The following is a 24605-nucleotide window of genomic DNA, read 5'->3' on the forward strand; positions in this document are numbered from 1 at the left end:
ACTGAGCCAAGCGCTCAGCTGCCTCCTTCTTAATTAATTTCTTGGTTCACCATTTGATCAAGCAACGCTTTTAGATGGCTATCCTTTTCATAGTGATTGCCAACGTAGGCGAGCAGGTCTTCTTCCAACGCCTGTCGTTTTAACGAATCATGGTACAGTGACAAAACCGCTTCGTAGTGCTCAAGCACTTCGCAACCCTTCTTCAGGTTGTCGGAAACGGCCTGCCTTGAGACATGCTCTTCTTCGGCAATTTCAATGATGGAAAAGTCGTCTTCATAATAATAACGCAAGTACGCTAATTGCTTTTTTGCCAATAACTCACCATAAAATGAGAGTAGGGCGTTGATTTTGTTTTTATATTCGATATCCATTAGGATTTCACCAGGTCTTTAAAAAGACCATAAACAAAGTCCTCTGCTGAAAAGACACGCAAATCGCTCGCCTTTTCCCCAAAGCCAATCCACTTCACGGGTAGATGCAGTTGGTCACGAATAGCAAAAACGATCCCGCCCTTTGCCGTTCCGTCCATCTTAGTGAGGACAAGACCCGTCACTTCGGAAGAATCCTTGAATAGCTTTGCTTGCTGCAAAGCATTCTGACCGGTTGTTGCATCCAAAACGAGCAACACTTCTTGCGGAGCATCTGGCAAGACTTTTTTAACCACACGGTTCATCTTAGCCAATTCTTGCATCAAGTTAACGTTGTTTTGTAAACGGCCAGCAGTGTCCACAAAGAGCATGTCGACCTGTTCTGCCTTAGCTCGCTCAACCGCTTGATAGACAACGGAAGAAGGGTCCGCCTTTTCAGGTCCGGTAACCACCGGTACCTGCGCACGTTCTCCCCATTCCTGAAGTTGTTTGACTGCGCCAGCACGGAAAGTGTCGGCAGCCGCCAACATAATTTTCTTTCCTTGATTCTTATATCGCTGCGCCATCTTTCCCACCGTCGTGGTCTTTCCGACACCGTTAACACCGACAAAGAGAACCACCGTTGGTTGACCAGCTGGAGCGAAGTGCATGTTTTGGTCCTCGCCCTTGCCTTGTTCCTCATATGATTCCACCATCAACCGAATAATCAGTTCACGAATGTCTTCCTTGCTTTTTAGGTTTTCCAACTTGGCTTCTTCACGAACTTGGTCAGAAATTTTAATTGCCAAATCGAAACCTAAATCAGCCCCAATCAGGGTATCTTCAAGATCTTCAAAGAATTCTTCATCGACTGAACGGAAATTAGCCAAGAACTTGTTAAAGCGACTAGCGAAACCCTTCCGAGACTGTGTCAAGCCCTTTTCGTAGACGGCTTGTTCATTATCATCGGTAGCTGATTCCGTTTTATCTTCAGCCGCTTCCGTATGCTTAACTTCATCGTCAACGACTGTTTCATTCGGCTCAACCACTTCGCTCTCAGCATAACGCTCGGTTTCATCAATTGATTGCTCGTTCGTTTGATTTTTTTCTGCAACCTGATTCCCATCAGTGTTGTCTTCTGGTAGCGTAAGGCTGTCTTCTTCATCAGCCACCGCTTCTTCTGCGCCATCGGTTCCTTGCTCAACCACCGCTTGATTGACAGTCACCGTTTCGTCAGCAGCGGCTGACGCCTCTGGCTCTTGGTTAGCCGAACCGTCCGTCTTTGCCGTTGCATCTTCTGGCTGAGCAGATTGTGGTGTTTCCTCCTCAACCGGTTCTTCCTGCTTCTTCTTTTTAAAGATATCAAAAAGTCCCATACGAGCCCTCCTTTAGGCGAGTTTCTCTTCCGCTTGTTCCAGACTAACCGCCACCATCTTGGACACACCGGCCTCTTGCATGGTTACGCCATAGAGGACGGATGCCGCTACCATTGTTCCCTTTCGGTGCGTAATGGTAATAAATTGTGTGCTGCCTCCGAAATTCTTTAAGTAAGCAGCAAAACGATCAACGTTGGCCTCATCCAAGGCAGCCTCGGCCTCATCCAAAACAGCAAACGGCACCGGACGAACCTGCAAAATCGCAAAGAGCAACGAAATGGCCGTCAACGCCTTTTCGCCTCCGGAAAGAAGTGACATCTGCTGAAACTTCTTGCCAGGTGGCTGGGCCTTAATGTCGATACCAGTGGTGAGCAGGTGTTCTGGATCGGTCAGTTCAATTTGAGCCTGACCGCCGGCAAACATCTTGGTAAAGACGTCCTTAAAGTGTTCCGCCACTTGGTCAAAGGTCTGCTTAAAGCGAACCTGGACTTCCTGATCCATTTCATCAATCGTTGCTTGCAAAGTCGCTTTTGCTTGGTTCAAATCCTCTGCCTGCTGCGTCAAGAATTCGTGACGTTCCTTAATCTCATCATACTCTTGTATGGCGGCAACGTTAACGGGTCCAAGCGCGTTCAATGCACGTTTTGTCTCAGCTAATTCTTGATTGATCTGCGCATCAGTCAGCTCCGATTGCTTCACATCCTCTTTGCTTTCAACCGTTAAGCCATAGGTTTGCTTAAGACTCGCCGCTTGCTTTTCCAACTTTTCTTGACTCGTCTGTAAGCGATGGCTAGCATCGGCCTGCTCAACCGTTTGTTGGTTAACGGCCTCTTGCTCTTTTTCTAACTGTTCTTCTAGGATGGTTACCTGCTGTCCCAGAGCTAACAGGCGATCGGCCAATTCTTGGGAGCGGGTTTGATTCATTGTCAGTTCCGCTTCCAAGACTTGGAGCTGTTCGGACAAAGCTGGCCCGTTTGCTGCTTGCTCTAAGCGCTGGCTAATTTCTTCCTGACGCTGCTCCAATTCGTTTTGCTGACGCTGCAACTCCTGCACCAGGGCTTGCAAGCGTTTCTTATTTTCTGAAGCCGCTTCTAATTTAGCTGAAACCGTCGCTGCCTCTGTCTGAAAGCCAGCCTTTTCCTCTTGGTAAGCGGCTTGCTCTTTCTCAAGCCGTTCGATTTGTTCTGACAAATCTGCCGTTGTCTCTTCTAATGCTCGTTGCTTCTTTTCCTGCGTCAACAAAGCCTGCTTTGATTCAACCAGTATTTTTTGTCCATCTTCTTCCTCAGCCTTTAAATCAGCCAGGTCCAGGGTCAGCGTTTGCAGCTTGGTTTCCGCCTGTGCAAGTGCATCTTTCAAAGTCGTCAGTTGGTAATCAACCTGATTCCCCTGATTCTCGAAGTCATAAAAAGCCGTTTGCTGCTCTTGCAGTTCGTCGGTCAACTGGTCCACTTTCGCTTGCCATTGACGACGCTTTTCTGACAGTTCCTGCAGAATCGCTTCCTTTTTGACCAAGGCGGCTTCTTTTTCCTTTAATTCGGCCTGCCGAGACAAAACCGACGGCCCCTGCCGGTGGTTGGCACCACCAGTAATCGAACCGCCAGCGTTGACCAACTGTCCATCGAGAGACACGACCCGCAACCGATTCTGGCAAGCCTTTGCCACGCGGGTGGCGGCATCTAAATCGGTCACAACCAACGTCGTTCCCAGTAAGTTCGACAGGATATTTTCCATACCTTTTGGCATGGCAACCAAATCACTGGCCACGCCCAGATAGCCGTTTTCCTGTTCAGCTCGGTATGTATCGCGAGCGCTACGGGCCCGAATGCTTTCTTCAGGTAACAGCGTCACACGACCCTTTCGGTTCTTAGTCAAATAGGCAACGATTGCCTTGGCCGTCCGTGTCGAATCAACCACAACGTTTTGCAAAGCACCGCCGAGAACGGTCTCAATCGCTTTGGTATAACGACTTGGTACGTCAATCAGTTCAGCGACAACCCCTCGAACACCCGGAAAATTCCGCTTGACGGCAGGCGCCATCAAGTTTTTAACACCCTGATAGAAGCCAGCGTATTCATCCAAAGAGGACTCCGCCTGGTAAAGCGAGCGGACTTTATCCAAGTCATAGGCTGCTTGTTGCCATGACTTTTGTGATTCTTGGTAACCTTCCTTCGCCATGCGCAACTGTTGTTTACAAGTCTCAATTTTTTCAGCGTATGGATTTTCGTCGGCTTTTTTTTCTGGATGTTCAAGCTGGTAGTCTGCAAGCGCCTGCTTGGCATTCGAAAAGACGCTTTGCGCCTCTTGCAGAGCAGCCTGCTTCCGCTCGGTCTGTTCCGCGTTTTGTGCCAAGGACTTTTTTTCAAAGGTCTGCTTATTGTGCAAGGTCGCTAATTCTTGCATCACTTGCACATATTCTTGCCGTTTGGAGGCAAGCGCTTCTTTGACCCGGTCGATTGATTTCTGACCATGTTCTTGGTCAATTCGTTGGATGGTTTTCTTTAATTCCATCCGTTTATCGGCGAGCTGCCGTTCCTGTGCATCCGCTTCGGACAAATTGCCAGCGGCCTCTTCCCCCTGACGCTGCAAGTTCGTCAGTTGTTCGGCCAAAGTTTGGCTTTCATGGCGTAGCGTTTCCGCTTCCTGAGAAGCCAACTTTTGATTCCCAATCAGCTGTTCTTTTTGCTGTGTCTTGGTCAAGATGGCCTGTGCCAACTGGTCCTTTTCCTCTTGCACCGCTGTCAAAGTCGTCCGAGCATCAGACAATTCAGTTCGCTTATAGCCCAAGTCACGTTGCTTGTCTTGTAAGGTTTGGTTTACCTCTTCGAGTGAGCTTTTCTGGTTAACCACATCTGCCTGCAGGGAAAGAATGGACCGCGTGAGGCGTACCTGATCAAGCTTCTCAAAATTCTCACGCTTTTCAAGGTATTTTCTTGCCGTTTGAGCCTGCTTCTCCAAGGGGAGCAAACGCCCTTCTACTTCGTGAACAATGTCGGCCACACGGGCTAAGTTGTCGTCCGTTACCGCCAAGTCTTTTTCCGCTTGGTTTTTATTTTGTTTGTATTTATACACACCGGCAACTTCTTCAATGATTCCCCGTCGTTCTTCCGGCTTGGCGGAAAAAATTTTTTCCACCTGTCCTTGGGAAATAATGGAAAAGCCATCGCGACCCAAACCAGTATCCATAAAGATTTCATGAATATCTTTCAGGCGACACTCTGCACCGTTCAGTTGATAAGACGATTCACCAGAACGATAGAGCCGCCGAGTGATGCGCAATTCTGAAAAATCCGACTGAATATAGTGATCAGAGTTATCAAAGGTAATCGAAACCTCTGCTCGGTTAAGGGCCTTCCGGTCTTTTGTTCCAGCAAAAATAACGTCCGCCATTTTGTTACCGCGCAAGTCCTTTGCGGACTGCTCACCCATAACCCAGCGGATCGCCTCGATAATATTTGATTTACCGGAACCATTGGGTCCAACGATTCCGGTCATCCCGTTTTGAAAGTCAATCACGGTCTTATTGGCGAATGATTTAAAGCCAACAATCTCCAGCGTTTTTAATTTCATACACTTCTACTCAATTTATTCAGCTAAATCGACCAATGCCTGTTGCGCCGCGGCTTTTTCAGCATCCTTGATGGAAGAACCAAATCCATAGGCTAAAATACGACCATCAAGCGCAACCGACACCTTAAAGAGTTGACTATTGTCTTCGTTTCGTTCTTCCTCTTCGATTTGGTAGGTGATATCAACGGTTCCCTTTGCCTGCAACTTTTCCTGCAAACGGGATTTAAAGTCAATGAACTGGTCGAAGAAATTTTCATCAATGGCGGCAAAAACAGTCTGGTTCAATAGGGAGACAACCGCTGCTTGCCCTTGATCAAGAAACAGAGCACCAATAAAGGCTTCCCAAATATCTTCAAGTAATGAAGGACGTTGACGCGCCCCATTCATTTCCTCTCCTTTACCAAGACGGATGGCCTCGTTCAAGTGAATTACCTGTGCGAAGTGAGCAAATGACTTGGTTTGAACCATGGTGATTCGCATTTCGGTCAGCTGTCCTTCATCCCAATCTGGATAACGCTTAAAGAGATATTCGGTAACGGACGCCTGCATAATGGCATCCCCTAAAAATTCGAGTCGTTGATAATCGCGCCCCGTCTCTTTTGGGTTTTCATTTAAAAAATTACGTTGGGTTAAGGCTTCTTTGAGCAAATTGAGGTCATTAAAACCAATCTGATAATGCTCGCCTAAATAAGATTTAAATTCTTCTGGTGACAATTTTGTCTTCCTCTCCTGTTTCAATTACTTCATATTATACCAGATTTAAGCCGCTATCTTTCCGTGACTCCATTGAAAAAAGCCAAGAAAACATCCGCTTTCCTGGCTTCATTTCTTTATTAATTAGCTAATTCCTGAACAGTTTGAACAAGTTGTTCAACATAACCATCAACAAGGTCCGGTGTTTTGGCTTCCGCCATCACCCGGACGAGGTTTTCTGTCCCAGAAGGTCGAACAAGCACACGACCGTCCCCAGCCATTTGCTTTTCAACTTCTTCAATCTTTTCCTGTAGAGCTGGGGCAGCCATGACGGCGTTCTTATCCGCAACTTCCACATTCACCAGCTTCTGTGGATAAATGGTTACTGGTTCGGCGAGCTCTTGAAGGGAACGACCCGTTTCTTTCATTACTTGCAACAGCTGCAAAGCTGTGAGCAACCCATCGCCAGTCTTTGCCCAGTCCCGGAAAATAATGTGACCAGACTGTTCACCACCAAGGTTATCATCGTCTTCCAGCATTTTTTCCATGACGTAGCGGTCACCAACCTTCGTTTTCACTGAAGACATTCCCTCAGCTTCCAAGGCCTTATAGAATCCGATGTTCGACATGACCGTTGACACAACCGTCTGGTGCTTCAAACGTCCTTGGTCGTTCATAAACTTGGCGGTGATGTACATGATCTTATCACCATCCACAATGTTTCCTTCGGCATCGACAGCAATCAACCGATCACCATCGCCATCGAAGGCCAGTCCGGCATCAAAGTTTCCTTCCTGAACCATCTGAACAAGGGCTTCTGGATGAGTAGAACCAACGTGGTCGTTGATGTTCAACCCATCGGGTTCAGTTCCCATCGTTTCAAAGTCCATTCCCAAGTCAGCAAAGAGACGCGGAAGCAAATCCGAAGTGGCACCATTGGCACCATCCAAGGCAATCTTGAATCCTGAAAGATCAGATGAAATCGTCTTTTGCAAAAAGGCCAAGTATTTTTGAGCACCTTCTTGATAGTGCGAAACCGTTCCTAAACCTTCTGCTGAAGGACGTGGCAATTGATCACCATCGTGACCATCGAGAATGGCTTCGATTTCAGCTTCCAAATCGTCCGAGAGTTTGAAGCCATCCTGTCCAAAGAACTTAATCCCATTATCCTTTGCAGGATTGTGAGACGCTGTGATTTGAATCCCGGCATCGGCTTCGAGTGCTTCAACTAAATAGGCAACGGCGGGTGTGGTAATGACCCCTAGATTCAAGACGTCAACACCAACGGATAGGAGTCCGGAAATCAAGGCTTCCTGAAGCATTTCAGAAGAAATTCGGGTGTCTTGTCCGACAATTACAACCGGCTTCTTATCAGGGTTGTCATTGTGGCGGGTCAAAATCGCCCCACCAGCCCGACCGAGTGAAAGCGCCAACTCAGGAGTTAACCCCTGATTAGCGACCCCTCTCACCCCATCGGTCCCAAAATATTTTAACTGCTTTTCTGTCATTGCTTTATCTCCAAATAGGTTTCACTGTCGTTTTATTCAATAAAGTCTTAGTTTTTATTCGAGCTGCTAGAAGAACTCGAGCTGCTTGACGACTTGGGTGTAATCGTAACCGATACCTTCTGTTCCGATAATTGGTCAACTCCGGTCGGCTTATCTAAGGTTACACTCTTTGTCGTTTTGCTTGAAATATTCGACAAATCTAAACTAACAGGCAAAGAATTAATGCTACTTAGTGTATCACTTGTCCCGTAAATTGTCACGGATGAAGGGTCGAAGCTAATCTCATAATCACTGGCAGTACCAGCACTAGCCTGGGCTTCCAAACTGACTTTTTTGCTGGACTGACTTTGCGAAACCGTTAGCTTGACGTTCGCTTTCGTTTGCGAAAGCGATGCCTGAACAACGTTTCCGTCCTTGTCATAAGGTGTTAACTTCACTGACTGTGTCACATTGGCCTTTGTGTTCTTATCGAGACTAACATCAGCGCCGACGTAGGAAACGGCATCAACATTGGTCTTCGGTCCAGTGACCGTTACGGACTTAACATCCGTGCTGGTATCCGTGACCGAATAGCCATTAGCCAGTTTTGATTCATCATAATCGACTTGCACGTTCTTTTTAGCCGAATTCTTTTCAGCCAAAGTCACAGTCACTGTCTGAGGCGAAGCTGCAGCCGTTAATGAACTATTCACCCCAGAAAGGGCAACGTTCACCGTGTGCTGTCCCGCTCCCAAACCACGAAGGTCGGCAGACGCCGTAATGTCATTATGATTCTTAGCAGCCGTTACCAATGCAGAAGATCCCTGCACATTCACTGAAACAGATGAACTACCGCCAACGATAACATAATCATCTGAATTGTATTGGAAAGTCAAAGGAACGGTGAGCGTGGCCTTTTTTTGTGGCACCAATGATGAATAAGAATTAGATGAATTTGAGTTTGAATAGTTCTTAATCGAAAGGACGTAGGCAGCCAATAGCAGGGCCAACAAAAGCGAGAAAATCACGTTAATGATTTTTGAAGAGGCTAATTTTTTCATGACTTCCTCCCTTTTAATAAGAACTGGAGCCAGTTATGCTTATTCTTCTTTTGTACAGGGTCAATCCACTGCTTTTCAAAGAAGTTCAAGTAGGATTCCTGATCCATGTTCCGGAGTAGGTCCCCGCGCTGCGTGATGGAAATTTCACCTGTTTCTTCAGAAACCACAACCGTAACGGCATCCGTTGCCTCTGAAATTCCAACTGCGGCACGGTGACGAGTTCCCAATTCCTTTGGAATACGTGTTGATTCCGACAGTGGTAAGTAAGCAGCCGCAACAGCAATTTGATCGTCATTAATGATGACCGCCCCATCGTGTAGGGGCGTGTTTGGAATAAAAATGTTAATCAAAAGTTGTCCCGTAATAGTTGCGTTCAACGGAATACCAGTTTTAATGTACTCTTCCAACGTATCCTTACCGTTAATCGTAATTAACGCACCAATCCTTCGCTTCGACATGTACTGCAAAGCCATATCAAGTCCCCGGATTAATTCACGTGCCTGTTCATTATCCAGGTGTTGCTTGCGAACCGTAATGCGCCGTCCGAGGCTCTCTAGTCCGCGGCGAATCTCCTGTTGAAAGATAACCACCAATGCAATCGGTGCCCATGTGATGATTTGGTCCATCAACCAGGAAAGCACCACAAGGCCCAATCGCCAAGCGATGACTTTGATCAACACAATGGCGCCAACCCCAAACAAAATTTGCAGGGCACGGGTGCCTTCTACAAAAGTGATGACCTTATATAAAATGAACCAGATGATCAAAACATCGACCAGGTGGGCCAAATTACTGGAGGTCATGTAAGCCCAAATTCCCATTTTTTACTCCTCATTGCGGCCAACCAGCGCCCTGGTTTCCGCGTAATTAATGTATTGTCGCAAATTAATACTCGTTTGCCGACTAATCCGCTTCTGATCGTATAGCTGCTGAACCATCTCACGTTCAGCCGACAGCGTCTTTAGCTCAAGCTCCAAGCGCTTCCGATCGTCTTGTTCTTGTTGGTCAAAAGACGGTACGTGTTTCGTCTTTTCAATTTGATAGCGGTAAATCACAATCAAGTTGTAAGCCGTCTGCCGAATGATTCGGTGGGTAACGGTGTCCCCAACTTGACGAGAAACGTAATCTGATAAAGCTTTAATGGCTGCCTTAGCCATCTCTCGAATCGCTAAACCGGATTCTTCATAGACCCTGTCCGATTCCTGATCGGACAGCCAGATACGAAAGTCAGCCCGTAACCGGCGATACAGCCACTTCATTCGCTTCAAACCAACCAGTTCACGGTCCGAGCCCAAATCCGCTTCAAATTGATCAAGCCGCTTGGCTTGCAAACTGTAAGTGATGGGGGAAATGTGTTCCTCAACCAACAGCTGTTGCAAGCGATTGCGTTGTGCTTGCAAAGCTAACTCTTGCAACTCCAACTCTTTTTCAGCAGCAAAGTCCGACTGATCTTGATCGTCATGAATGCGATGACGCAAAGAACGGGCTGACTTTTGCCGCCTGGAAATCAACTCATGGATAATTCGTCGATTCGATTCCGTCTGCATGTCACGTAGCTTTTGAATACCAACTCGCAGAAGCCAAAGTTGTGCGCGCCGTTCCGAAATGTCAGCCTTTGGTTGATCGGCAGCGTCTTCAACCGACATCGTCGATTCGGGCTGGGTAAAGTCGCGCTGACTCACCTCTTTGGTCACCAGCGGCAGCATAATGGAAGCCACAATTAATGACAAGACCACCACGACGGCCGCTATAAAAATGACCAAATCCCGCCCAACAAAGGCTGATCCCGCATCCGTAACGGTCGGTACCGTCAAAACAGCGGCCATCGTAACGGCTCCACGAACGCCCGTCAAGCCAGAAACAATGGCTGAACGGAAGGAGACCTTTGTCTTCCGGTGGTGCCAGTGCTGGCCCAACTGAATGCTGTATGCCCAAATCACTCGAATGAAAAAGACAATCAGCCAGACGAGAAAGCCATAGGCAAAGGCCTGCCAATTGGCAATTTCTGTATTCTTCAAAATACTGTGCAACGCATTGGGAAGAGTAATCCCTAACAGAACGAAAATCAAGCCGTTCAACACGTAAACGACCACTTCCCAAGAATGAACGGAAACGATAGTTGCCTCAGCTGATAAGAGGTTGGAACGGCGATCAGACAAAATTTTCGCCGCAATGCCCCCGGTAACAACGGCGATTAAACCAGAGGCATGTAACCAGCCTTCAGCCACCCAATAAATGATGAAAGGCATCAAAAGAGTGAAAATTGTATAAAAAACCACATCTGCTAAACCGGAACGAGAAACCCAATTTCGAAAGGCAATCATGCTTGAACCAAGCAGAATACCGACCAACACCCCGATAACGGTCATCCAGGCGAAGTTTAAGAGGGCATCCCCCAACACAAAGGTTCCAACAACCGTTGCTTTCACGGCGGTGTTAAACGAAACCAATCCCGTTGCATCGTTAACCAGACTCTCGCCGGTCACCACATGCAAGAGGTTCTCAGGTAGCTTCACCCGTTTGGCAATGGCCTGCACCGCCACCGGATCAGTGGGTGAAAGGACAGCCGCCAGAGCCAAGGCAACCGACAGTGGTAGCTGAGGGATTAGCCAATGAATGGCATAGCCACCCGCAATAGTGGTGACCAAAACGAGCAGAATGGCATTTCCAAGGATGGGAGCCCGTAATTCCCACAGTTCTCGTTTTGGAAAACGCCAGGAATCATTGAACAGGATGGGCGCGACGAACAGCATCATGAACCAATGCGAATCGACTTCGACATTGATGTTGCCCATGATTGCTAAAGTCACCCCAATGACAATTTGAAATAGGGAAATCGGGATGGCCGGAACAAAGTGCGAGATAATGCTTGAAAGCGCAACCCCCGTCACTAAGACGACCATTAACTCAATTAAGGTCATGGTTAGCGGTCTCCTATAATTCTTACTTCAGGTTCCAAATGGACTTGGTAGTTCTTGTAAACCTCTTGTTGGACAAGGTGAATCAAATCTTCATAGTCGTTTCCAGAACCATGGTCAACGTTGACCATGAAGCCGGCGTGCTTGGTTGATACCATGACACCCCCGACTGACGTTCCTTGTAACCCTGAATCCATGATTAACTTCCCAGCAAAGTAACCTTCCGGACGTTTAAAAACCGACCCGTTCGATGGCCAGGAAAGGGGTTGCTTTAAGGCACGAGCGTAGTTATTTTCATCCATTCTGTCCTGAATCTTTTGACGATTTCCCTTTTTCAAAGCAAAGGTTGCCTGGACAATAATCCCGCCATTGTCTTGAAAGACAGAGTGTCGGTAGGCAAAGGCCAGTTCCTTCCGTGAAAAAGTCTGAAAGGTCATGTCCGGCATCAAAGCCGTGACCGACTCAACCACCATGTCAGCTTGCCCACCATAGGCACCAGCATTCATGAAAACGGCCCCGCCAACAGAGCCCGGAATACCGGCTGCCCATTCAAGACCAGCTAAGCCCTTCTCCTGTGCCACGGCCGCCAGCCAAATGATGTCGCAACCAGCACCAGCGCTCAGTTCGTTTCCTTTCTGTTCCACCGTTTTCAATTCCGTCATTAAAATCACCAAACCGCGTAGTCCACCAGAACGAACCACTAAGTTGGATAGCCGGCCAAAAACGTGGATAGGAAAACCCTGTTCTTTTGCCCAAGCAACCAAGTGCTGAAGTTCTTCAAGCGAGTGAGGAATGGCTAAATAATCAGCTTTCCCTCCAGCCTGGGTATAGGCGTAAGGAGCAATTTCCGTGTTTGTTAAAAGGTTTAAACCGTTCTTTGGCATGGTAGTCTCCATTTGTGTTCTATCTCTTCTATCATAACAAATTTTACCCCTTACATATGAAAAAACTAATGAATTCAACTCGGCAGAAAGAAAGCAGGACTACGGAAAACCATTCTCATTAAAAACGACCAAACAAAAACAGCCCTGCGCTTGCAAGGACTGTTTTAATCAAATAATTGTCTCAACTATGAGGCATTATCCCCGGTACTTTTTACTCATACCGGCTAAGAGTTTACGCACGTAGCGGTCCCCGGCTTCCCGATAATTTCGGTGATCAGGGCGACGTAAAATCGCCGAGAGTTCGCCGTTCGAGATATGATCCCCCGCTAACTTCAGCAACTCCTGAATATCGTCAGAAGTATAGGCCATGGCAATTTTAATCTTTTTAATCGTCACGTTATTAACAAGCTTGGCGTTTCGCATATCAAAGGTTGCGGGCACAACTTGTCCATTTTTATCCTTACGGTGGCCCCGCTTCTTAATCACTAATCCGTTTAAGAAGGCTTCCAAATCGTGATTTGACAAGGCAGCGTCGTGGCTCTGGTCCTTTTCTTGACGAGTCAAAATTCGGTCAAGATCACTATCCGACACCGTGACACCACCAAGTTTAAACATTTCTTCAATCTCTTGGTTACTAAGTGATAAGGCGTAGCGCAAACGAATGACCACGTCGTTATTATTCATCATGGTGCTGCTCTCCTGTCTTTTTAAAATGGGTGGCGATCATAGTTTTGCCAAGACTCGTGTGAGTCCTGAATCCGTTTAAACATTCGTTCCATTTCAGTCAATGTGAATGCCGTTAGCACCGGTCGACCATGTGGGCAGTTATAGGGATTTTTAGCCTTTGCTAAATCAACCAATAAACGCCTGGCTTCATCGGGCGAAAGATGCCAGTTGGCCTTAATCGCTCGCTTACAAGACATCATAATCGCGGCTTTTTCACGGAAGGCTGCCACCGTCAGTTCTTCACCGGATAAGACCCAATCAATCATTTCTCGTACGGTATCTTCTACCTGGTCTGCTTTCATCCAAGTTGGGTGTTCATATAAAGCTAAGGTATTGGGGCCAAATTCCTCAACGGACAGCCCGACCTGCGCTAACACGTCGCGATGGTCCATGATCTTCAAAATATCGGCTGTCGAATAGGTCAAAGTCAATGGCTGCAGCAGTACCTGCTGGTTGTCGGATACCTCGCCCACTTGCTTTCGGTAGAACTCATAATTCAGACGCTCCTGTGCGGCGTGCTGATCAATCAGGTAAAACTTGTCTTGGTCTTGGGCAAAGAGGAAGGTCCCGTGCATCTGGCCAATGTAATCCAAATTGGGGAAGCCCTGCGGATTATCAGTCACATCTTGTACGTCAACATCAAGGTCAACGTTTTCCACCTTGGCTTGCTTTGAAACTGCTGCCGTTGGCTGATCTGGCATGGTTAAATGATGGGAAAAGTCTTGATTCTGATAAACGGCGATTGGTTCAGCGACCCGGTTTTCTAGTGGTTCGGCCATTTTGGCGTCATCTGCTACTAGAGGAGTTTTCTGTCCAAATGGCTCGACGTAGGCTTCTGCTTGATAGCGACTCATAAAACTAACCACCGCTGCATCATGCAAGTAGGCTTTATCCGTCAGCTGAATCACGGCATTTTTACGCACGGTAATGGCCGGCAAAGTCGTTAGCTTAACCGAACGTTGGGCTGAATTTAATAGCTCTCCCCCGCTACTTTTAGCGGTCTGCACTTCGACCGTGGCCGGTTTTTTTGGAGCAACCAAACCGGGATGGTTCACTTCAACTTCTTCTTTTCCTAGGTTTTCCAAAGCATCCGGAATCAAATTTTCTTGTGCCAGACGCTCAGCAATAACCTCTGTGAGTAAATCGGTTAATTCCCCTTGTTCGGACAAACGAATTTCAGCCTTTTGCGGGTGCACATTCACATCAACCATCAATGGATCGAGTTCAATCGAAACGGCTCCGATTGGGAAACGACCAACCATCAGTTTAGAACCGTAACCCTTAATGATGGCGTTGGAAACGGAAAAATTCTTCACAAAACGGTGGTTGACCAAAACCGCCAAGTAAGAACGAGAAGCCCGTGTTTGCTCCGGTAAAGTCAGATAGCCGGATACCTTAAAATGCTCCGACTGTCCGGAAAAGGCAACCATTTTCTCTGCGGTCTTACGATCGTAGATGGCCGCCAGAACCTGACGTAAATCGCCATTCCCAGCGGTCTTAACCAGGACCTTGCCGTTATGCGTTAACGTCAGCGCCCGTTCAGGGTGTGCTAAGGCCAAGTGGTTCATGACATCCGTCATGAGCGATAGTTCCGTTTGTGGTTTTTTTAAGTACTTTAGCCGTGCTGGTGTATTGTAAAAAAGATTACGAACCGAGACAATGGTGCCGTAACGACCAGCCGCCGGACTTTCTTGCACCACTTGGCCACCCTTTACTTGGTAGGTCATCCCGTTTTCAGAAGTCGCTGTTCGCGTTTGTAGCGTAACGTCCGCCACGGAGGCGATGGAGGGCAAGGCTTCACCACGAAAGCCCAGGGTCATGACTTTGAAAAGATCATGACGGTTTTCAATCTTGGACGTTGCATGGCGAACGAAGGCCAGGGGAACATCCTCGGTTGCGATTCCCTCCCCATTATCAATGACCTTAATCAAATCAAGGCCAGCGTTATCGACGACAACATCAATTTGTTGCGCGTTAGCATCAATGGCGTTTTCCACCAACTCCTTTACCACGGAGGCTGGCCGCTCAATGACCTCACCGGCAGCAATTTGGTTCGCTAATAGGTCGGAAAGTTCATGAATTTTCGCCATGGTTTTCCTCCATTTCCTGCAACTGATACAGCAGGTTCAGCGCATCAAGAGGCGTTAGTTTGTTCAAATTCGTTTGCTGTAACTTATCCAAAATGGCTTTTTGATCAGCCGTTAACGACTGGCCTTCTGGCTTGGCTTCGGCAATTTCAAAAAGTGGCAGGTCCTGCGCCATTCCGGTAAAGGCACGTTTTTCCGAGTGGTTAGCCACCTGATTGCTTTCTTCTGCAATCGTTTCGGCCACTTCGACTTGTCCAGCACCTGACTTTTCTAATTCCGCCAGAATCCCTTCCGCGTTTTTCAAGAGCGGACTAGGCAAACCGGCTAGCGCGGCAACTTGGATTCCGTAAGAACGATCAGCCGCACCGGGTTGTACCTGGTGCAAGAAATGCAAGCGACCGTCTTCAGACAATTTAGCGCCAACGTGCACGTTTTCGATGGCCGGATAGGCTTCAGACAGGGCCGTTAATTCATGGTAATGCGTGGCAAAAACCGTCGTCGCATGCAGGTGCTTGGCCAGGTATTCAATGATTGCCTGTGCCAAAGCCATCCCATCATAGGTAGCCGTTCCCCGGCCCAATTCGTCAAAAAGGATGAGCGACTGGGCCGTGGCGTTTTGTAGCGCCAGATTGGCTTCCGCCATTTCCACCATAAAAGTCGAACGACCGGCCACCAAGTCATCGTTAGCCCCAATTCGGGTAAAGATTTGATCAAAGATGGGCAGTTCCGCACTTTCTGCCGGAACAAAAGCGCCCATTTGTGCCAGAATCACGATGATGGCAATTTGGCGCATGTATGTAGACTTTCCAGCCATGTTTGGACCAGTCACCAATTGAATGAATTGGTCCTGTGGAAAAGTCACGTCGTTGGCCACGTATTCCCCAGCCCCGAGTAAGGATTCCACGACCGGATGCCGTCCCTGTACGATTCGAACAGCGCGAGAACCATCCTGATGGAAACGGGGACGCACAAAGTGCCGCTCTTCGGCAACATCGGCTAAAGCAGCGAGCACATCAATTTTGGCCAAATCATGGGCGAGGTGTTGCAACCGGTGCATCTGTTCCTTCACCTGTCGGCGAATGGCTAAAAAGAGTTCGTACTCACGGTCATAACGCTTCGTTTGGGCAGCAAAAATCAGGTCCTCATGCTCCTTTAACGCCACCGTTGTGAATCGCTCGGCGTTAGTTAGCGTTTGTTTGCGGGTATAACGACCCTCTTCTAACTTGCCCAGGTTGGCTTTGGTGACCTCAATAAAGTAGCCAAAGTTCTTGTTGTACTTGACTTTCAAAGTCGGAATCCCAGTGGCTTGCCGTTCTTCTTCCTGATAATTAGCTAACCAGTCCTGATTATCAGTCAACGCCTGCTTATAAGAGTCCACCAGATCATCGTAGCCGGTCTTAATTAACTCACCATCCCGAACGGAAACGGGTGGGTCCTCGACCAAGGCCTTTTCAATCAAATCCGCCAAATCCGAAACGGGATCGAGGTCTTCCCCCAAGGCTTGCAAGATTGGGTCCGCTGACGTTCCCATGAGTGCAGCTTGCAAAGCCGGCACGGCCTGGAGAGACTTTTTTAGCTGGACCATGTCCTTGGCGTTCAAAGTTCCCAAGGCAGCCTTGGCTGCCAAGCGTTCCAAGTCATAGACGTACTTCAGTTGGTCCTGAACGGTTCCCCGGGTGAAAAAGTCATCGGTAAAAGCCGCCAACACATCCTGTCGGGCTTGAATGTCCTTTAAGTTTTTCAGCGGCTTAATCAGCCATTGCTTGAGCAACCGCCCACCCATCGCCGTCTTGGTTTCGTCTAAGAGTGCAAAGAGCGACCCTGCCTTTTGCTTTGTTCTGGCGTTTTCGACCAAATCCAAGTTCACGCGACTAACTTGATTAAAAACCAAATAGGCCTGTCGCTCGTATGACTGAACGGGCATGATGTGGTCGAGTGACCGCTTCTGCGTGTCAAAAAGGTACTGCAACAACAGTCCCGTGACGGCTTGGCCCAAGACATCCTTCAAATCCTTCGTTAAATAAGTCAACGTGGCGGAAGGTTGTGCAGGCCCCTGGAAAGAAACCACGAGGCCCTTCTCACCAACGAGTTTGGCCAGCTCAGCAGCTTTCAAATCGTCTTCCTTGGCCAAGACAACTTCCTTGACCTCCAAGGCTCCCAGTTCGTCCATCACCTCTGCCGCCGTCTCTAGAAAAGTCGCTTTCAGCTCACCAGTCGACAAATCGATGTAGGCTAATGCATAGGGACGGGGAGCCGCCCCCTTCTTAACGGGTGCTAACCCAGAATTATCATGGACAACGGCTGCCAAAAAGTTGTTCGTTTTGCCATCGCCCTTTTGCCCAGCCAGTTTGGTCCCGGGCGTGATTAACTGAACCACGTCTCGCTTGACCATCCCCTTGGCTGTGGCTGGATCTTCCATCTGCTCCACGATCGCAACTTTGTAGCCCGCGTCCACCAAAATATCGATGTAGTTGGAGGCGGCGTGGTAGGGAATCCCGGCCATTGGAACCGGATTTTCGGAGTTCTTGTTTCGCGAAGTCAGCGTCAACTCCAGAATTTTGGCGCCCTTAATGGCGTCTTCTTCGAACAATTCGTAAAAGTCGCCCAGGCGGTAAAACAAGAAGGCATCGGGATAGAGGTCTTTGATTTGATGGTACTGCACCATCATTGGAGTATCAGTTGCTTTGGCCATGGTCGGTCCCTCCTTTTTTAGGTAAAACTATGTACAAAAGTCATCAAAAGATTGGCTTATTTACAAATCTTTCAAGACTTTTTTAGGTAACAAATTCTTTATTTAGCTCGAACCAACTTCACCACCGCTTCCACGTGCATGGTCTGTGGGAACTGGTCAACTGGCTGAACTCGACCAGCCACTTCATACCCCTGCTCAATCAAATCCTTGACGTCGCGGGCCAAGGTGGCTGGGTTACAAGAGACGTAAATCAAGCGATCCGGTTTCATGACCCCAACGGATTCAATGAAGTCCTTGGTGAGTCCCTTGCGGGGAGGATCAACGAAGACAACGTCGGCCGTCTTCCCTTCGCTGGCCCATTTGTGCATTTGTTCAGGGGCGTCGGCAACGACAAAGTCGGCGTTCCAAACGCCGTTTAACTTGGCGTTCTTACGAGCATCTTCAATGGCCGGTTCCACCACTTCCACACCGAGCACCTTCTTAACACGGTCGGCTACAGTCAAGGCAATGGTTCCAATGCCGCAATAGGCATCGATCACGGTATCAGTTGCTTTCAAATCCGCCATATCACGGGCCAAGCTGTATAGCTTGGCCGTTGTTGCTGGATTGACCTGGTAGAAAGAATTTGGGCCAATTAAGTAGGCTTTGCCAAGCAATTGATCCTCAATTTCAGGTTGCCCCCATAATAAGTGGTTTTCCTGGCCCATAATGACGTTGGTCTTTTGGGCATTCACGTTTTGAACCAACGAAACCATCTTTGGTAGCCGTGCACGGAGAGCCTCGATGATGCCCTCTTTTTCAGGGATGCGCTCCTTGGCCGTCACAAGCACCACCATTAGCTGGCCTGTTGCCTTTCCATAACGGGCCATGACGTGCCGCATCAATCCCTTGCCACTTTCTTCGTCATAGGCCGTGACACCGAATTCCTGCAAGACATCACGAGTCACACGAATCGCTTCATCGACGTTTTCATCCTGAATATAAAAGGAATCCGTTGGAATTAACTTGTGGGAGCCACGGCGGTAAAAACCAGTCTCCAAGCGACCGTTGACCATTTGAGTGGGCACTTGAGCCTTATTCCGGTAGTGAGTGGGGTCATCCATTCCGATGGTTGGTGCTACCGCGACCCGCAGCTGGGCTTTTTTGAATAACTCACGGACCTGTCGTTGCTTCCAGGCCAACTGTGCTGGGTAAGAAAGGTTAGCCATTGGGGCAATGCCCGTTGTCAACGCCAACTGGTCCTTTAACGGAACACGGTCCGGTGACGGCTTTACCAGTGTTTTAATCCGAGCAAAGCCATAGTTTTTCAACACCTTCGTCACAATCAAAACCGCCTGCTCGCCCGGCAAACCGTTCGCCACAAAAAGTGGAAAACCAGCCACTTTAGCCACGCCCATCCCCTGGTAAGTCAAGTCAATGATGTCGGCCTTAACCTGGTCGTTTTTGGAAACCGGTGCCTTTTGCTTGTATACTCGATTGGCTTTTGCCATGTTTGTCCTCGTTTCACCTACTTGTTATAACGCAAAATTGGCAGCACCAAGTGCCGCCAGTTCGCTTACTGATCAGCCTGTTCGGCCGGTTCCTCGGGTAGGTCGTCATGACCACCTTTGGCTTCTAATTTTTCAACTTGCTCGACAAACTGTTCCTGAATCTTAGTCGTCGTCACATCCGTGTTCATCTCATCAATGTTAGCCACGAACTCAATGTGTTGCTTCAAGTTTTCAAAAGTCATTGGGGCATCGCCACCGTATTCCCCATCCAGATTTACCTTAATCGGATCATCGTTCAGCGGTTCAATGTTCACCTTGGATGTCTTTTTGTAAATTAATTGGGGATTGTGGACGTGGGCGCCGCCCTTTAAGACCTGGGAAACCAACTGAGCAATCTGCCACAAGTTGGACTTTTTGACAATCAAAAGGGTGAACTGCCCATCGTCTAACTTGGCATCTGGCACGATGGTTTCGAAGCCAGCAACGGAGTTCGTTAATGCCAAGAAAATCATCGAAATGTCGCCTTCGTAGACGCCATCGTCATAGGTTACCTTGGCGGACACTGGCTTCAAGCGCGTGAGTAGTTCCGCGCCCTTTACCAAGTAAGCCAAGTAACCATAGAGAGACTTCATCGCGGATGGCACCGCATAGGTCAATTCGGACAACGTTCCCAGAGCCGCGATATTCATGAAATAACGGACGGGCTGTTTAACAAGCTGCCCTTCCTTTTCACCAGTCTTAAAGGCCTGGATTTTACCGATATCCATCTTAACGGTTTGCTTCTTCAAAATCACCTTGGCGGCTTCCAAAGGGTCATCACGAGAAACCTTTAACGCCCGGGCATAATCATTCGTGGTTCCCGCCGGGATGATAGCCATCATGGGCCGCTTTTCAAGGGACGCAATCCCATTGACCACTTCATTGATGGTCCCGTCACCACCCGCTGCCACGATGAGATCAAAGCCAGCCTTTGCAGCACGAGTGGCTTCGTTTTGGGCGGACATGGGTGCTGGTGTGGTCGCAAAAGTCGACGTTTCGTAGCCCGCCTGTTCATAAACGTTTAAAATGTCCAACATATCCCGCTTGACCATTTCACGTCCGGAACTTGGGTTATAAATTATACGTGCACGCTTCATTTTACTAGTCGAAACAGTGAAAACACTCTTTCTTCCTCCTCAATTCTATGTACACGGAGCATGCTCCGTTTAAAATGACCAGCGATTAGCGCTTGTTCAGTTCCTCTAGGAGTAACTTGTTCAACACGCCGGGGTTGGCCTGCCCCTTTGACTTTTTCATTAATTGACCAATCAAGAAGCCAGTGGCACGGTCCTTACCACCCTTAAAGTCTTCAATCGACTGTGGGTTGGCGTCCAAGACCTCCGTAATCCATGGCAACAACGTTGCGGGATCCGAAATCTGCACAAGGCCTTTGGCCTTTGCGTAGGCTTCTGGTTCTTCACCATCCATGATGGCTTCAAAGACTTTCTTGGCCTGCTTCGTTGAAATGGTGCCATCTTCAACCAACTTAACCAGACCAGCCAAGTGTTCTGGCGTCAACTTGGTTTCTTGCAACTCCACCTGATTCTTGTTCAAGAAAGCGTTGACGTCCCCAATCAAATAGTTGGCGGCGCGCTTGGCAGCGGCCTTTGACTCAGCACCAGCCTTGACGGTGTTGTCAAAGAAGTTCGACATAGCCAAAGTCTGGGTCAGCACTTCGGCATCATATGGTTCCAAACCAAGCTGGTCAACGTAGTCCTTTTGACGGTCGGCCGCGGACTTTGGTAATTCGTCAGCCACACGGTTGATCCAGTCTTGGTCAATGTGGATGGGTGACAAGTCCGGTTCAGGGAAGTAACGGTAATCATCAGCCGTTTCCTTGACACGCATCAAGATGGTTGACTTGGTTGGTTCATCGTAACGACGCGTTTCCTGACGAACTTGTCCACCAGAACGGATAATCTTGGCTTGACGCTTTTCTTCATAGGCCAAAGCCGCTTCCACGTAACGGAAGGAAGACACGTTCTTCATTTCAACACGGGTACCGTATTGCTTTGAACCGTGTGGGCGCAAGGAAACGTTGACATCGGCACGCATCTGCCCCTCTTGCATCTTGGCTTCTGAAACGCCAGTAAAGAGAATCACTCGGCGCAGTTGTTCCAAATAAGCGTAGGCTTCTTCTGGTGACGAAAGCTCGGCTTTGGAAACGATTTCGACCAAAGGCGTTCCCTGACGGTTCAAATCGACATAGGAATAACCATCGGTCCCGTGGGTGTTCTTTCCGGCATCTTCTTCAACGTGCAGCTCTTCGATGCCGATGCGCTTAACACGACCATCGGGCATCGTCACGTCCAAGTAACCATTCCGGCCGATTGGCGTGTGGAGCTGGGTTGTTTGATAAGACTTGGGGTTATCGGGATAAACGTAGTTTTTACGGTCCCAACGAATGTCTTCTGTAATGTCGGCGTGCAAGGCCATAGCCACACGCATCCCGTAATCAACGGCCCCCTTGTTCACGACTGGCAAAACCCCTGGATAGGCCCAGTCAATGACGTTGGTGTTTTCGTTTGGTGAATCCCCGTAATGAACGGGGGAGGGTGACAGCAGCTTTGATTTGGTCTGCATTTCAACGTGGACTTCGAGTCCAATCACTGTTTCAAAATTTTCATTTCCCATCAGCTGGCCTCCTTAGAAATCCTTCCCGATTGCGGGAATGTTGTCAGTAAAGTGATTTTCCTGTTCAAAGGCGTAAGCCAATTGGTAAATCGTTTGTTCATCAAAGGCCTGACCGATGATTTGCAAACCGATTGGCAAGCCACCGTTAAAGCCGGCGTTCACGGACATGGCAGGCAAACCAGCCAGGTTGACGGGGATGGTTAACACATCGCCCATGTACATGGCCTTCGGATCGTCAATTTCAGAACCCATCTTGTAGGCCTGCGTTGGCGTCGTTGGTGCCACAATCAAATCGTAGTCTTCAAAGACTTTGTTAAAGTCGTCAATGATCAAGGTCCGAATCTGCGCTGCCTTCTTGAAGAAGGCGTCGTAGGCACCAGCCGACAACGAGTAGGTTCCCAGCATGATTCGCCGCTTAACTTCGGAACCGAAACCTTCCGAACGCGTCTCCTTGTAAACTTCTTCCAGGCTCTTAGCTTCTGGGGCGCGGAAACCGTAACGGATACCATCGTAGCGCTGCAAGTTTGAGGAAGCCTCTGACGACATCAAGACGTAGTAAGCAGCCACACCATACTGAGTGTGTGGCAGCGATACTTCAGAAACTTCGGCACCCATCGCCTTCAACTGCGCAATGGCGGCGTTGATCTGGGCCTTCACTTCCTCAGAAATTCCTTCTTCGAAGTATTCCTTAGGCACAGCAACCTTCATCCCCTTGATGGACTGCCCCATCTTTTCAGTAAAGTCGGGAACGGGCAAATCACCCGACGTTGAATCACGTTGATCAAATCCAGCAATGGCGTTCAAAACCAAGGCGTTATCACGCACCGTCCGGGTCAACGGACCAATCTGGTCCAATGAGGAAGCCATGGCGAAGAGTCCAAAACGGGACACACGACCGTAGGTTGGCTTCATCCCAGCCAAGCCGTTAAAGGCAGCCGGCTGACGAATCGAACCACCGGTATCAGAACCAAGGGCGTAGGCCACTTGGCCGGCAGCAACCGCTGCCGCTGACCCACCGGAGGAACCACCAGGCACGCGGGACAAGTCCCAAGCGTTCTTCGTTTGTTTGTAGGCTGAGGTTTCAGAAGAACCACCCATGGCAAACTCATCCATGTTGGCTTTTCCGACAATGACAGCGCCGGCATCCTTCAGTTTCTTCGTGACCGTGGCGTCGTAAACTGGCTTAAAACCAGCTAAGATACGGGAAGCCCCAGTCGTTTCAAGACCTTCTGTTGAGATGTTGTCCTTCATGGCCATCGGAATACCGGCCAAAAGGTTCTCAAAGTCGCCCTCTTCGTCAGCAACACGCGCCGCTTCGATGGCGGCCTCTTCGTGCAAACGAACAAAGGCTTCCAGCTGGTCGTCAGATTGCTTAATGTTTTCCAGCGTGTCGGCCGTCAACTTCGTTGCCGTGATATCCCCCGCCTGTAAAGCGGCGTGGATGTCTTCCAGTGAGTGTTCGAAGTAGTTATACGTCATTAGGCTTCTTCCCCTCCCTGCAAAATTGCCGGCACCTTAATCAAATCAGCGGCCTCTTCTGGTGCCTGCTTCAAGAGTGCCTTCTTCTCGTGCCAGTTTTCCGCTTTGTCTTCACGCAAGTGGTTGACGTTTCTGGTCACTGAAAAAGTCGGTGCCACCCCGTCCGTGTCAACTTCGGCCATCTTGTCAACCAAGGAAACGATGTCCTGTAGTTGGCTTGTGTAGGCTTCAAGTTCTTCATCGGTAAAAGTCAACTTAGCCAAGTCGGCGACGTGGGCGACTTCTTCTTTCGAAATTGATGTTGCCATGTATTCACCTGCATGGCAGGCCGTAAGGGCGCTACCATGGCTTTCCTTTCAAGATTAATTACGATTCTATTTTACCATTAAACGACTGGGCTTGCCCCTTGATTTTCTAAGAAAAGTCCGTATAATTAAGACTGTTGTCAAAACAACTGACCAAATTCTTAGATTAACGTCTCACCGTCGTTTTTCTCAGACTTTGGCGACATTATAGAAAGGTGGAAATGATTATGGCCCTTACACAAGAACGTAAGAACGAAATCATGAAAGAATATGCCCGCCATGAAGGCGATACTGGTTCAGTGGAAGTTCAAGTTGCAGTTTTGACTGCTGACATTAACGAATTGAACGGTCACATGGAAACGCACAAGCATGATTTTCATTCACAACGTGGTCTTTTGAAGAAGATCGGTCGTCGTCGTAACTTGCTTCGTTACCTCCGTGGTACTGATGTTCCTCGTTACCGTGAATTGATTAAGCGCTTAGGTTTGCGTCGTTAAGCTTTCGCTTTTCAAAAACCAGCATCAAATTTAAGGAGACAGACATATGCCGATTATTGAATCATCTATTCAACGCGTACGCTTGACAAAGAAGCAACACGATCGCAACGAACCACAACGTTCTGCTTACCGCACTGCCGTTAAGCGTTTCGTTAAGGCTGCTAAGGCCGGTTCAGACGATACTGCTGAATTGTACAAGCAAGTTTCTTCTGCTATCGATCGCGCCCACTCAAAGGGCTTGATCAAGAAGAACAAGGCTTCACGTCAAAAGTCACGTTTGGCTAAGTACGTAAAGTAATTCATTTTAATGAATGACCCCC

Annotated in this window: 19 protein-coding genes; 2 read left to right on the forward strand and 17 right to left on the reverse strand. The window is 48.5% G+C overall.

Features of this window, described 5'->3' with window-relative positions:
- Nucleotides 1-29 precede the first annotated feature (29 nt).
- The 17 genes from ACSYSL_RS02650 to gatC form a co-directional block, all read right to left on the reverse strand.
- Nucleotides 30-371, reverse strand: coding sequence for a hypothetical protein (locus ACSYSL_RS02650; RefSeq protein ID WP_010017538.1), 342 nt, complete (start codon nucleotides 369-371; stop codon nucleotides 30-32).
- The gene (gene ftsY, locus ACSYSL_RS02655; protein WP_491708984.1) at nucleotides 371-1723 is read right to left on the reverse strand and encodes a signal recognition particle-docking protein FtsY; all 1353 of its coding nucleotides are present in this window, start codon (nucleotides 1721-1723) and stop codon (nucleotides 371-373) included. The genes ACSYSL_RS02650 and ftsY overlap by 1 nt, the downstream gene beginning before the upstream one ends.
- A gap of 12 nt (nucleotides 1724-1735) precedes the next feature.
- Nucleotides 1736-5293, reverse strand: coding sequence for a chromosome segregation protein SMC (gene smc, locus ACSYSL_RS02660; RefSeq protein WP_491708985.1), 3558 nt, complete (start codon nucleotides 5291-5293; stop codon nucleotides 1736-1738).
- A 15-nt stretch (nucleotides 5294-5308) separates the two neighbouring features.
- Complete coding sequence (gene rnc, locus ACSYSL_RS02665; protein WP_491708986.1) at nucleotides 5309-6007, reverse strand: ribonuclease III; 699 nt, start codon at nucleotides 6005-6007, stop codon at nucleotides 5309-5311.
- A 119-nt stretch (nucleotides 6008-6126) separates the two neighbouring features.
- Nucleotides 6127-7494, reverse strand: coding sequence for a phosphoglucosamine mutase (gene glmM / locus ACSYSL_RS02670; protein ID WP_491708987.1), 1368 nt, complete (start codon nucleotides 7492-7494; stop codon nucleotides 6127-6129).
- Nucleotides 7495-7541: 47 nt separating this feature from the next.
- A complete protein-coding gene (locus ACSYSL_RS02675) occupies nucleotides 7542-8534 on the reverse strand; it encodes a CdaR family protein (RefSeq protein WP_491708988.1) in 993 nt (330 codons plus the stop codon).
- Nucleotides 8531-9355, reverse strand: a complete 825-nt coding sequence (gene cdaA / locus ACSYSL_RS02680) for a diadenylate cyclase CdaA (RefSeq protein ID WP_010017531.1) — start codon at nucleotides 9353-9355, stop codon at nucleotides 8531-8533. The genes ACSYSL_RS02675 and cdaA overlap by 4 nt, the downstream gene beginning before the upstream one ends.
- A gap of 3 nt (nucleotides 9356-9358) precedes the next feature.
- A complete protein-coding gene (locus ACSYSL_RS02685; protein WP_491708989.1) occupies nucleotides 9359-11455 on the reverse strand; it encodes a Na+/H+ antiporter in 2097 nt (698 codons plus the stop codon).
- A 2-nt stretch (nucleotides 11456-11457) separates the two neighbouring features.
- Complete coding sequence (murB, locus tag ACSYSL_RS02690) at nucleotides 11458-12348, reverse strand: UDP-N-acetylmuramate dehydrogenase (protein ID WP_338349395.1); 891 nt, start codon at nucleotides 12346-12348, stop codon at nucleotides 11458-11460.
- 183 nt (nucleotides 12349-12531) lie between these two features.
- Nucleotides 12532-13020 (reverse strand): YehS family protein, encoded by a 489-nt coding sequence (locus tag ACSYSL_RS02695; RefSeq protein WP_029489949.1) that lies wholly within the window; start codon nucleotides 13018-13020, stop codon nucleotides 12532-12534.
- Between the two features lie 23 nt (nucleotides 13021-13043).
- Nucleotides 13044-15152: a DNA mismatch repair endonuclease MutL gene (gene mutL / locus ACSYSL_RS02700; RefSeq protein WP_491708990.1), complete on the reverse strand. Its 2109-nt coding sequence runs from the start codon at nucleotides 15150-15152 to the stop codon at nucleotides 13044-13046.
- Nucleotides 15136-17841, reverse strand: coding sequence for a DNA mismatch repair protein MutS (mutS, locus tag ACSYSL_RS02705; RefSeq protein ID WP_491708991.1), 2706 nt, complete (start codon nucleotides 17839-17841; stop codon nucleotides 15136-15138). The genes mutL and mutS overlap by 17 nt, the downstream gene beginning before the upstream one ends.
- A gap of 98 nt (nucleotides 17842-17939) precedes the next feature.
- Entirely contained in the window at nucleotides 17940-19331 is a 1392-nt protein-coding gene (rlmD, locus tag ACSYSL_RS02710) for a 23S rRNA (uracil(1939)-C(5))-methyltransferase RlmD (protein ID WP_491708992.1), read from the reverse strand.
- Nucleotides 19332-19396: 65 nt separating this feature from the next.
- Nucleotides 19397-20467 carry a diacylglycerol kinase family lipid kinase gene (locus ACSYSL_RS02715; protein ID WP_491708993.1) on the reverse strand — a complete coding sequence of 357 codons (1071 nt, stop codon included), beginning with the start codon at nucleotides 20465-20467 and terminating at the stop codon, nucleotides 19397-19399.
- A gap of 85 nt (nucleotides 20468-20552) precedes the next feature.
- Nucleotides 20553-22004 carry an Asp-tRNA(Asn)/Glu-tRNA(Gln) amidotransferase subunit GatB gene (gene gatB, locus ACSYSL_RS02720; protein ID WP_010017521.1) on the reverse strand — a complete coding sequence of 484 codons (1452 nt, stop codon included), beginning with the start codon at nucleotides 22002-22004 and terminating at the stop codon, nucleotides 20553-20555.
- A 12-nt stretch (nucleotides 22005-22016) separates the two neighbouring features.
- Nucleotides 22017-23483, reverse strand: a complete 1467-nt coding sequence (gene gatA / locus ACSYSL_RS02725) for an Asp-tRNA(Asn)/Glu-tRNA(Gln) amidotransferase subunit GatA (protein WP_491708994.1) — start codon at nucleotides 23481-23483, stop codon at nucleotides 22017-22019.
- Nucleotides 23483-23791 carry an Asp-tRNA(Asn)/Glu-tRNA(Gln) amidotransferase subunit GatC gene (gatC, locus tag ACSYSL_RS02730; RefSeq protein WP_010017519.1) on the reverse strand — a complete coding sequence of 103 codons (309 nt, stop codon included), beginning with the start codon at nucleotides 23789-23791 and terminating at the stop codon, nucleotides 23483-23485. Before gatC ends, gatA begins: the two co-directional genes overlap by 1 nt.
- Nucleotides 23792-24015: 224 nt before the next feature.
- Between gatC and rpsO the strand changes: the two genes are divergently transcribed.
- On the forward strand, nucleotides 24016-24285 hold the full coding sequence (gene rpsO / locus ACSYSL_RS02735) for a 30S ribosomal protein S15 (protein WP_010017517.1): 270 nt from the start codon (nucleotides 24016-24018) through the stop codon (nucleotides 24283-24285).
- 46 nt (nucleotides 24286-24331) lie between these two features.
- The gene (gene rpsT / locus ACSYSL_RS02740; protein ID WP_010017515.1) at nucleotides 24332-24583 is read left to right on the forward strand and encodes a 30S ribosomal protein S20; all 252 of its coding nucleotides are present in this window, start codon (nucleotides 24332-24334) and stop codon (nucleotides 24581-24583) included.
- The last annotated feature ends 22 nt before the right edge of the window (nucleotides 24584-24605 follow it).

It is taken from the genome of Fructobacillus sp. ESL1129, assembly GCF_058507945.1.